The sequence below is a fragment of the Novosphingobium sp. Chol11 genome (assembly GCF_945870625.1).
Classification (GTDB): Bacteria; Pseudomonadota; Alphaproteobacteria; order Sphingomonadales; family Sphingomonadaceae; genus Novosphingobium.
This window is the reverse complement of record NZ_CAMBTS010000111.1, coordinates 1-9,997: the sequence shown is the minus strand read 5'-3', so window position 1 is coordinate 9,997 and position 9,997 is coordinate 1. Positions and strand designations below refer to the sequence as shown.

The window sequence follows — 9,997 nt, the reverse complement described above, 5'->3', positions numbered from 1 at the left end:
TGGGATACCCCTCCCCCGACCCCTCCCCAACGGGGAGGGGGGCAGAAGTGTAGCCCTCTTTCTTTAGGATATTCGCCGCGCGCTTGTAGCCTGCGAGCAGGTTGGTGCCGTCTTCGGTGGTGACGAAGGCCTGCAACGCATGGACGCGGGCGAGCAGGCGGACGAGATCATCCTCCCCGCCAAGCGCGAACACCGCGTCGATCAGGTCATGGCGGACGCCGGCTTCGCGTTGCTGGACTTTGAGGCGGTCGGCGAAGAAAGCGAGGAGATCGCCGGAAAGCTTCCGATATTGATCAATATCATTCAATATCAATCGGCCTGGTGAAAGCGAGCGGAACATCAAACCGAACTGCCGTCCATCCCGCTCGTCCTCAAAATCGGCATCACCCGCGCTAAATGCAACAGATATTGCGTTTGCTATCGATGACTCATTCATTGCCAAAATCGGAGCTACAGCATCCCATCGCGTAGTAAGGTTGGGACACCATTCGCTCATCATTCGTACATGTTGCTCGACAAAAAGGAGCGCTAACTTGGCGAATATCTCGGATAATGGTGCAGACACCTGATTTGTGTCGATAAGCCTCCACGCTGCGATTGCCTGACGGCGCAAGGCAAATGGATCTTTCGAACCTGTCGGTGGAAGCTCTTGGCCGAAAAACGCGAAAAGCGTATCCAGCTTGTCCGCCAATGCCACCGCTACGGTCACCGGCACGGTCGGCACATCATCGCCCTGCCCGACCGGCTTGTAGTGATCGCGGATCGCATCGGCGACGGCGCCGGGCAGGCCTTCGGCGCGGGCGTAGTAGCCGCCCATCAGGCCTTGGAGTTCGGGGAATTCGCCGACCATTTCGGTAACGAGATCGGCTTTGCAGAGGCGGGCGGCGAGTTCGGCTTGATCGGCGAGCGAAGCCCTCCCCCGTTCGGGGGAGGGTTGGGTGGGGGTGCTCTCAACCTGCGAGGTGGGTGCCCCCTCTCCCGACCCCTCCCCAATGGGGAGGGGAGATGCGGCAACGATGCCTTCCTCCACCAGCCAGCGGGCGAGTTTGGCGACGCGTTCGACTTTGTCGGCCAAGGTGCCGAGTTTTTCATGAAAGGTGATACGTTCGAGCTTTTTGGCCTGCTCGGCCAGCGACGTCTTGCGGTCCTGATCCCAGAAGAAGCGCGCGTCGGAGAGGCGGGCGGCGAGGACTTTGCGGTTGCCCGCGATGATCGCCGCGCCGCCGTCGCTCGCGGCAATGTTGGCCGTGCAGACGAAGGCGTTGGCGAGTTTGCGTTCCTCCCCGAGCTTGCTCGGGGAGGTGGCAGCTGCCGCGGCAGCTGACGGAGGGGCCCCTCCACCATCCTGCGGATGGTCCCCCTCCCCGAGCAAGCTCGGGGAGGAATGGCGGCAGATGAAATACTTCTGGTTCACGCGGGCGGTGAGCTGGATGACTTCGGGGGGGACTTCGAGGAAGACTTCGTCGAACCGGCCCAGCAGCGGCACCGGCCATTCGGTGAGGCCAGCGTTCTCGATGACAAGGCCCTCGTCCTCAACCAGCACCAGCCCGGCGGCAGCAGCGGCAGATTTCGCGCCATCGCGCACGATGGCCTCGCGCTCCGCGTGGTCGACGATGACATGCGCCGCGCGCAATTTCATCGCGTAGTCGGCGGCATTGCCGATGGTGATTTCGCCGCTGTGGTGAAAGCGGTGGCCCATGGTGACGAACCCTGAACGGATGCCGCCGATTTCGCAGTCAACAAGATCGTCGCCGAGCAGCGCGACAATGCCGGAGAGCGGACGCACCCAGCGCAGGCTTTCGCTCGAAAGCGATGCCGCGCCCCAGCGCTGCGATTTGGGCCAGGGGAAGGCGCGGATGATCGCGGGGATGGCTTCGGCAAGCACGGTGGCGGTCTGGCGGCCGGGCTTTTCGGTAATGGCGAACCAGACGCCGTCGCGCTCGAGGAGCTGGTCTTTGGTCAAGCCGGTCTTGCGCAAGAAACCTTCGAGCGCCTGATCGGGCGCAGAGGTGCGCGGGCCTTTGACTTCCTCGCTGACGGCCTCAGTGGCGAGCGGCAGGTCCTTTGCAATCAGGGCCAAGCGGCGCGGCGTGGACCAGACAGTGATCGCGCCGGGTTTGAGGCCCGCCCCATCCAGTTCGCGGCGGAACAGCTTTTCAAGATCGGCACGCGCGCCCGCCTGCATCCGCGCGGGGATTTCTTCGCAGCGCAGTTCGAGCAGGAAATCAGCGGTACTCACGCGGTCCACCCCGGGAACTTGGCTTCCCATTCTGGGCGGAAGCGGTCCATGTAACCCTCGCAAGCGCCGCGCGCGAGATCGCGGACGCGGCCCATGTAGCTGGCGCGCTCCTGCACCGAAATCACGCCGCGCGCCTGAAGAAGGTTGAACAGGTGGCTGGCCTCGATCGCTTGCTCATAAGCGGCGATGGGCACTTTCGCCTCGATCGCGCCGCGGCATTCGGCCTCGGCGCGGCGGAAGCCTTCGAACAGCGTGTCGGTGTCGGCAACCTCGAAGTTCCACTTCGACATCTGGCGCTCGTTCTCGAGGAACACCTCGCCGTAGCTGACGCCGTGCTCGTTGAAGCGCAGATCATAGACGCTGTCGACGTTCTGGATGTACATGGCGAGGCGCTCAAGCCCGTAGGTCAGCTCACCCGCCACGGGCTTGCAATCGAAGCCGCCCATCTGCTGGAAATAGGTGAACTGGGTGACTTCCATGCCGTCGCACCAGACCTCCCAGCCCAGCCCCCATGCGCCGAGCGTGGGCGATTCCCAGTCATCCTCGACAAAGCGGATATCGTGGAGCAGCGGATCGATGCCGATGGCAAACAGGCTTTGGAGATAAAGCTCCTGCAGGTTTGCCGGGCTCGGCTTCATGATGACCTGATACTGATAGTATGCCTGCAACCGGTTCGGGTTTTCGCCGTAGCGGCCATCCGTGGGCCGGCGGCTGGGCTGGACATAGGCGGCGTTCCACGGCTCCGGCCCGAGCGAGCGCAAGGTGGTGGCGGGGTGGAAGGTGCCCGCGCCCATGCGCATGTCATATGGCTGGAGGATCAGGCAGCCTTGGCGACTCCAGAAGTCATGGAGGCGCAGGATCATGTCCTGAAAGCTGAGCGAGGGGTGCGCGGGTTCGGCCATCAGCGCCGCCTTTGGCCGATGGGGCCGCGCAAATCAACCGCGCGCGCAAACCATCTTGCCTTCGCCGCGCGGGTAGCGCACCGCATGGGGCATGGCCACGATCCCCTGCCCCGCCCTGCTCCGCCGCCTGATCGCGCTGCTGCTCGCGGCGCTGCTGATGGCAGGTTGCAGCAACGCCAAGACGCCGCCAGCGCCGCCCGCCCGCGTGGCGCTGTGGACGATTTCGGATAACTCCGGGGTGCGCGGCTGGCTCTTGGGCACGGTGCATGCTTTGCCGCCGGAAACGGTGTGGCGGCGCGCGGAAATCGACACGGCGCTGGGCGCGGCAGACCGGCTGGTGCTCGAAATCGGCGAGCCGCTGGACAGTACCGTTGCAGGGGAGGCATTGGGCCGACTGGCCTTTACCGCCGGTTTGCCCCCGCCAAGCGCGCGGATAACCCCCGATGAGGCGCGGGCGCTGGGCAAGGTTTACAAGGAGCTGTCGCTTTCCGACGATGGCTTCAAAAATCAGGAAAGCTGGGCGGTGGCGCTGCAGCTTGCAGCGATAGCCGCGGAAAAGCAGGGCATCGATCCTGAATCCGGGGTTGAGCCCAAGCTGCGCGAGATGGCCGGGGCCAAGCCGATCACGGGCCTGGAAACCATCGACAGCCAGTTTGCCATCTTCGATGCGCTGCCCGATCGCGCGCAGCAGGTGCTGCTGGGCGAGGTGGCGCGCGAGGCCGCCGATAGCAGGGACGATGAGCGCGACGTGATGGAGCTATGGCTGCGCGGCGATGATCTGGGGATCGCGCGCGAGAGCATGACCGGCTTTCTCGCCGATCCGCAATTGCGCGAGGCCTTGTTGACCCGGCGCAATTCCGCCTGGACCGCGAAAATCGATGCCCTGCTCAAAGCCGGTGCGCGGCCGTTCATCGCAGTAGGCGCGGCGCATCTCGCCGGAAGCGAGGCGGTGCAGCGCATGTTGGCGGCGCGCGGCTGGCGCATTGCGCGGGTGCCGTAGGGTTTGGGCGAACCGCCAAGCAGATTCCGCAACCCTTCTGCTTCACCCCGGACTTGATCCGCGTTGACGGAATATTGAGCTGTGGGTTTCTGACGGCGCGCTACCTGAACGCGGTCTTTGCTTGCTATTTGCGGCCAAGCCGCTAAGCGCGCCGTCTTCCGTGTCATGGTCATCCCTGGAGGCGTGGCGCGAGAAGTATCGTAACACAAGCATCTCAAAAGGACCTGACAATGAGCGAAACGCTTAATCTGTCGGCCGAGACGCGCGATCGGGCTGGCAAGGGAGCCTCCCGAGCACTGCGTCGCGAAGGCCGCATTCCCGCCGTGATCTATGGCGGCAATCAAGAACCCATTTCCATTCATGTCGAAGAAAAAGAACTGCGCCGCCAGCTTGGCACCGGGCACTTCTTCAATTCGATCGTCGAGCTGAGCGTGGCCGGAGCAACCGTGCGCACCCTGCCCAAGGATGTGGCATTCCACCCCGTGAGCGACCGCCCGCTCCATGCCGACTTCTTGCGCGTTTCGGCCAATGCCAAGGTCGAAGTGGCGGTTCCCGTGATCTTCATCAACGAAGAGAAATCGCCCGGCCTGAAGAAGGGCGGCGTGCTCAATATCGTGCGCCACGAGCTCGAGCTGATCTGCGATGCCGACAAGATCCCCGATGATATCGCGGTGGATGTGGCCGGCACCGACATCGGCGATTCGATCCATATCAGCAGCGTGACCCTGCCCGCTGGCAGCGCATCGGCGATCACCGACCGCGACTTCACGATTGCGACGATCGTTGCCCCTTCGGCGCTGAAGAGCAGCGAAGACGGCGCGGAAGCTGCTGCTTCCTAAGACATACTGCGGGAGTTCTGAAAAACTCCCCAAACTCGCTCATGCTGAGCTTGTCGAAGCATCTTGGCGCGAATGCCGCGCCACCACCCTTCGACAGGCTCAGGGTGAGCGAGAACGTAGTATGCGTTTGAGGTAGGACGCTCCAAAGGTGCCCGGAGCAATCCCGCACAAGGAGCTCAGGTCCGTGCAACTCTGGATTGGCCTGGGCAACCCCGGCCCGCAATATTCCTTCCACCGCCACAATGTCGGCTTCATGGTGCTCGATACCTTGGCCGAGGTGCACAATTTCGGCCCGGTGCAGAAGAAATTTCAGGGCTGGACGCAAGATGGCCGGATCGGCGCAGAGCGGCTGATCCTCCTCAAACCTGCCACCTTCATGAACGAAAGCGGCCGCGCGGTGAGCGAAGCGCTGCGCTTCTTCAAGCTTGGCCCCGAAGCGCTCACCGTCTTTCATGACGAGCTCGATCTGGCTCCGTTCAAGGTCAAGGTGAAAATGGGCGGCGGCACGGCGGGCCATAACGGCTTGCGTTCGATCGACCAGCACATCGGCCCCGATTTTCGCCGGGTCCGGCTCGGCATCGGCCACCCCGGACATAAAGACCGCGTGACCGGCCATGTGCTGGGCAATTTTGCCAAGGGCGAGCAGGACGATCTGGTCACCATGCTCGGCGCGCTGGCCGCCGAAGCACCTTGGCTGGCCGCGGGCGATGATGTTCGTTTCATGAACGATGTCGCGCTGCGCCAGCAATAATTGCCGTGGGGGCGCCGCGCTACCTGTCATAAAAAACGTCGGAACCGCTTACACCCATGTGCGGCGCTGATGGCCGTTAACCATCACAACCCCTGCATTTCTCAAACTGGCACCGTCTTTGCGTTGTATCCGTTTAACTACGGCAATTTTGAAGACAGCACGTTCGTAAGGGGAACTACCATGAAGCCTTCCATCGTTCTTTCAGCACTCCTGCTCGGAACCGTCAGCGTGGCCTCGCCGGCCAACGCCACATGGTTCAAGCACAAGCATTACTGCAACTGCGGCCACAAGGGCTCGTGCGGCAGCTGCTCGAGCACCAGCTCGAGCACCTCGGGCGGCAGCACGACCTCGACCTCGTCGACCTCGGGCGGCTCGACCACGTCGTCGACCTCGGGCGGCAGCACCACCTCGACCTCTTCGACCTCGGGCGGTTCGACCACGTCCTCGACTTCGGGCGGTAGCACCGGTTCGACCTCCTCGACTTCGGGCGGCAGCACGTCGGGTGGCAGCACCTCGACCTCGGGCGGTACCGCTGTGCCAGAGCCGGGCATGCTCGGCATGATGGGTCTGGGCCTGATGGGTCTGGCATTCGCGCGCCGCCGCCGGGCCTGATCGCCAACTTTACCGCAGGGCTTCATGTGCCCTGAACCGTTCGGGCGCGGCTGGATCGATCCAGACCGCGCCCGATCTGTTTTGCGCTCAGTTCGCTCCGCCGCCGGCGCGGCCAAGGTCGGCGCGGAAAAGGCGGTTGCTGGGATCAAGCTGGAGCGCCTGCGCCAGCAGGCTGCGCGCCTGATCGGCATTCTGGCCAGCTTCGAGCCGCACCAGCCCGGCGATATGCGGCATATCGGCATTGCGCGGCGCAAGCGCCAGCGCCTTGTCGGCATAGCCGATGGCCTCGGCATGAAGGCCCGCTTTGGACGCCGCCAGCGCCAGCCGCTTGAGCACTTCGGCATCGCCTTCATAGCCGGGCAATTGCCGATAAGCCGCGATGGCAGCGCGCCAATCGCCCCGGATCGTCGCCGCCTCGCCAGCGGCGATCAGCGTCTGGTTGACCTTCAGCTGCGGCGAATGAAGCCGCGCGGCAAGGCTGGCGGCGGAGGGATCGCCCGCGCCGCGCGCCGCCTTGCTCGCAAGCTCAAGCGCGCGCGCATCGGCCATCACGCTGCCGGACAAAGGCTGGATGGTGCGCAGCGCCGAGGCGGCATCGCCGGTTTGCAGTTCCGCCTCCGCCAGCATCAACCGCGCGAAGGGATTTTGCGGCGAGAGCGACAGCGCCTTGGCAAACATCGCCCGCGCCTGTTCGGCATGGCCCAGCCGCAGCAGCGCCTCGGCGTAGGCCATGCCGTTCGCCGAGCGCGGCTCGAGTGTCGATTCCTGCCCGGTCAGCATCATGCGGACCTTTTCCCAATCGCCCTGCTGCGCCGCGAATTGCACGCGCAAGGCTTCGACTTGCCCGCTGCGCGGTGCAATCGTGGCGGCTTGCTCGACCAGCGCGATGGCTTCATCGAGCTTGCCCTGCATCTCGGCCAGCGAGGCCAGCGCGAGCAGCGGCTCGCTGCGCGCGGGGAATTTGGTCTTGGCCGCAAGATAAGCGCGGCGGGCCGCATCGAATTGATCTTGATTGGCCGCCAGATCGCCGCCGAGCATCAGCGTATCGAGGTGCGCCGGGCCAAGGACGCGCATTTTGGCAAGCGCGCCTTGCGCCCCGGCATAGTCCTGCGCCGCCATGAGATAGACCGCATAATCATGCAGCAGCGCATAATTGCCGCCCGCCGCCAACCCTTTGCGCATGGCATCGAGCGCCGCCGCGCTGTCTTCAAGCGCGGTGTGTGCGGCGGCGCGCAGGCGCCATGCTTCGGGATCGGCGTCGGCCCCCAGCAGGTCTAGTGCTTCCTCCGGCTGGCCGCGCAGCACCGCCGCCTCGGCCAGCATGCGCGCGGCTTCTGCGGTCTTGCCGCCCGCGCTTTCAAGTTGTGCCAGCGTCGCCTTGGCGCCGTCGCCATCGCCCAACCGCAATTGCGCCCGCGCCAGCAGCAGGAGCATGGCCCGGTCCGCCCCGCCCGCCCCGCTCGCCCCGCTCGCGTCGAGCGCAGCGAGCAGGCTGGTGCGCGCAGTGACATAGTCCTCCGCCGCGAATGCCGCCTTCGCCTCGCCATAGAGTGCGGCGGGATCGGGGCGCGAGCAGGCAGCGGTCAGCAGCAGAGCGGCGAGCAGGAGCGACTTTTTCATGGACGCAATTATGGACCAGGAGGCCTAAAATTTCCGTGAACCAAGGACCGCCGCAGCAGATCCTGACGCCGGCCTTGCCACCTTCCCCTTGACCTTGGCGCATCGGGCCACCATCGCGCGGATCGAGCCGGAATTTGCGGCCAAAGCTTTAAGGACCACCACATGGGATTTCGCTGCGGGATTGTCGGATTGCCGAATGTCGGCAAATCGACGCTGTTCAACGCGCTGACCGAGACGCAGGCGGCGCAGGCGGCGAACTATCCGTTCTGCACGATCGAGCCCAACGTCGGCAATGTCGGCGTGCCCGATCCCCGGCTCGACGAGCTGGCGCGGATCGCGGGCAGCCAGAAGATCATTCCGACGCAGCTCGGTTTTGTCGATATCGCGGGCCTGGTGCGCGGGGCATCGAAGGGCGAAGGGCTGGGCAACCAGTTCCTCGGCAATATCCGCGAAGTGGACGCCATCGTCCATGTGCTGCGCTGCTTTGAAAATGTCGACATCCAGCATGTCGACAACAAGATCGACCCGATCTCGGATGCCGAGACGGTCGAGACCGAGCTGATGCTGTCCGATCTGGAAAGCCTCGAACGGCGGGTGCCCGCCGCAGTGAAGAAATCGGCGCAGGGCGACAAGGAATCGAAGATCATCGCCTCGGTGCTGGGGCAGGCGCTCGATCTGCTGCGCGAGGGCAAGCCGGCGCGGCTGACCGTGCCCAAGGACGAGGAAGAGGAGCGCGTCTTTGCGCAGGCGCAGTTGCTCACCGCCAAGCCCGTGCTCTATGTCTGCAATGTCGAGGAAGAGAGCGCCGCCACTGGCAATGCCTTTTCGGCGCGGGTGTTTGAAAAGGCCAAGGCCGAGGGCGCCAATGCGGTGATCGTCTCCGCCGCGATCGAGGCCGAAATCGTAACGATGCCACTGGAAGATCGCGCCGAGTTCCTGACCGAGCTGGGCCTGACCGAAGCAGGCCTCGCGCGGATCATCCGCTCAGGCTACGAGCTGCTGCACCTGCTGACCTTCTTCACCGTTGGCCCCAAGGAAGCGCGTGCCTGGACGGTACATGCCGGGGCCAAGGCCCCCGATGCTGCCGGAGAGATCCACTCCGACATGCAGCGCGGCTTCATCCGCGCCGAGACGATAGCTTACGATGATTTCGTGACGCTGGGCGGCGAGGCAGCGGCGCGCGATGCGGGCAAGCTGCGGCAAGAAGGCAAGGAATACGTCATCAAGGACGGCGACGTGCTCCATTTCAAGTTCAACGTTTGAGGCCAGGGGCTGTTTCGAAGGAGGTCTGGGATGGAACTGCGCTATTACGAAGACATGGTCGTGGGATCGGCCAGCAGCTATGGCCATTACGAAGTGACCCGCGAGGAGGTGATCGCGTTCGCCTCGAAATACGACCCGCAGGCGTTTCACCTTTCCGACGAGGCCGCCGCAAAGACGCATTTCGGGCGGCTATCGGCGAGCGGCTGGCATACTTGCGCGATGGCCATGGCGATGGCGGTCAAGAACATGGGCACCGAACGCACTGCCGGGCTCGGCTCGCCGGGCATCGACGAATTGCGCTGGGTGAAGCCCGTTTATCCCGGCGACACACTGCGCTGCGAAAGCGTGCTGCTCGAAAAGCGCCGCAGCAAATCGCGGCCCGAAATGGGCCTGACCAAAGGCGAGACCAAAGTGTTCAACCAGCATGACGAGCTGGTGCTGCGCTTTGTGGCCAATGGGATGATCGCGACGCGCGATCCAAACGGGACGGATTGAGGCGACGTCGAAAGGCCGCGCAAGGGTTTGGGCGCTCTGACCCTGTAAACCTCACCAGCATCGACACCCCGGGTCAAGCCCGGGGTGTCGGGAACAGTGTGGGGGGGGGATTGCCGCAGCACGGTGCCGCGCCGCGATCCTGTTGGATTTGGATTTCGGGCGCACGGGTGCGGCGTCTGGGCAGAGGGGGGATCGCGCGACCGGTGCGGCGCCTGCACTGGCGCTGCGGGGAGGGCGTCGTGTTCTGCTTAGGGTGCGAGTGGCCGGGAGGGCAGA

General features: G+C 64.4%; 10 protein-coding genes. 6 read left to right on the top strand and 4 right to left on the bottom strand.

What is annotated here, in order from left to right; all coding sequences use genetic code 11:
* Both glyS and Q0O40_RS13855 read right to left on the bottom strand, forming a co-directional pair.
* A partial coding sequence (glyS, locus tag Q0O40_RS13860) for a glycine--tRNA ligase subunit beta (protein ID WP_295531011.1) occupies positions 1-2,269 on the bottom strand: 2,269 nt, incomplete at its 3' end.
* On the bottom strand, positions 2,236-3,141 hold the full coding sequence (locus Q0O40_RS13855) for a glycine--tRNA ligase subunit alpha (protein ID WP_295531009.1): 906 nt from the start codon (positions 3,139-3,141) through the stop codon (positions 2,236-2,238). The genes Q0O40_RS13855 and glyS, both read right to left, overlap by 34 nt.
* Positions 3,142-3,232: 91 nt before the next feature.
* On the opposite strand from Q0O40_RS13855, the gene Q0O40_RS13850 reads away from it, so the two are divergent.
* The 3 genes from Q0O40_RS13850 (at position 3,233) to pth (ending at position 5,731) form a co-directional block, all read left to right on the top strand.
* Positions 3,233-4,141, top strand: a complete 909-nt coding sequence (locus tag Q0O40_RS13850) for a TraB/GumN family protein (protein WP_295531006.1) — start codon at positions 3,233-3,235, stop codon at positions 4,139-4,141.
* A 230-nt stretch (positions 4,142-4,371) separates the two neighbouring features.
* Positions 4,372-4,980 carry a 50S ribosomal protein L25/general stress protein Ctc gene (locus tag Q0O40_RS13845; RefSeq protein WP_295531003.1) on the top strand — a complete coding sequence of 203 codons (609 nt, stop codon included), beginning with the start codon at positions 4,372-4,374 and terminating at the stop codon, positions 4,978-4,980.
* A gap of 184 nt (positions 4,981-5,164) precedes the next feature.
* A complete protein-coding gene (pth, locus tag Q0O40_RS13840) occupies positions 5,165-5,731 on the top strand; it encodes an aminoacyl-tRNA hydrolase (RefSeq protein WP_295531001.1) in 567 nt (188 codons plus the stop codon).
* A 269-nt stretch (positions 5,732-6,000) separates the two neighbouring features.
* Here pth and Q0O40_RS13835 read toward each other — a convergent pair whose 3' ends face one another.
* A complete protein-coding gene (locus Q0O40_RS13835; RefSeq protein WP_295531057.1) occupies positions 6,001-6,291 on the bottom strand; it encodes a hypothetical protein in 291 nt (96 codons plus the stop codon).
* On the opposite strand from Q0O40_RS13835, the gene Q0O40_RS13830 reads away from it, so the two are divergent.
* Positions 6,281-6,343: a hypothetical protein gene (locus tag Q0O40_RS13830; protein WP_367183756.1), complete on the top strand. Its 63-nt coding sequence runs from the start codon at positions 6,281-6,283 to the stop codon at positions 6,341-6,343. The two genes, Q0O40_RS13835 and Q0O40_RS13830, sit on opposite strands and share 11 nt — an antisense overlap.
* A gap of 87 nt (positions 6,344-6,430) precedes the next feature.
* Here the strand turns inward: Q0O40_RS13830 and Q0O40_RS13825 are convergent, their stop codons facing one another.
* Entirely contained in the window at positions 6,431-7,963 is a 1,533-nt protein-coding gene (locus tag Q0O40_RS13825; protein ID WP_295530998.1) for a tetratricopeptide repeat protein, read from the bottom strand.
* A gap of 162 nt (positions 7,964-8,125) precedes the next feature.
* Here Q0O40_RS13825 and ychF point away from each other — a divergent pair, with 162 nt between their 5' ends.
* Positions 8,126-9,226: a redox-regulated ATPase YchF gene (gene ychF, locus Q0O40_RS13820; protein WP_295530996.1), complete on the top strand. Its 1,101-nt coding sequence runs from the start codon at positions 8,126-8,128 to the stop codon at positions 9,224-9,226.
* A gap of 36 nt (positions 9,227-9,262) precedes the next feature.
* Positions 9,263-9,721, top strand: a complete 459-nt coding sequence (locus Q0O40_RS13815) for a MaoC family dehydratase (protein ID WP_295531014.1) — start codon at positions 9,263-9,265, stop codon at positions 9,719-9,721.
* Positions 9,722-9,997 lie beyond the last annotated feature (276 nt).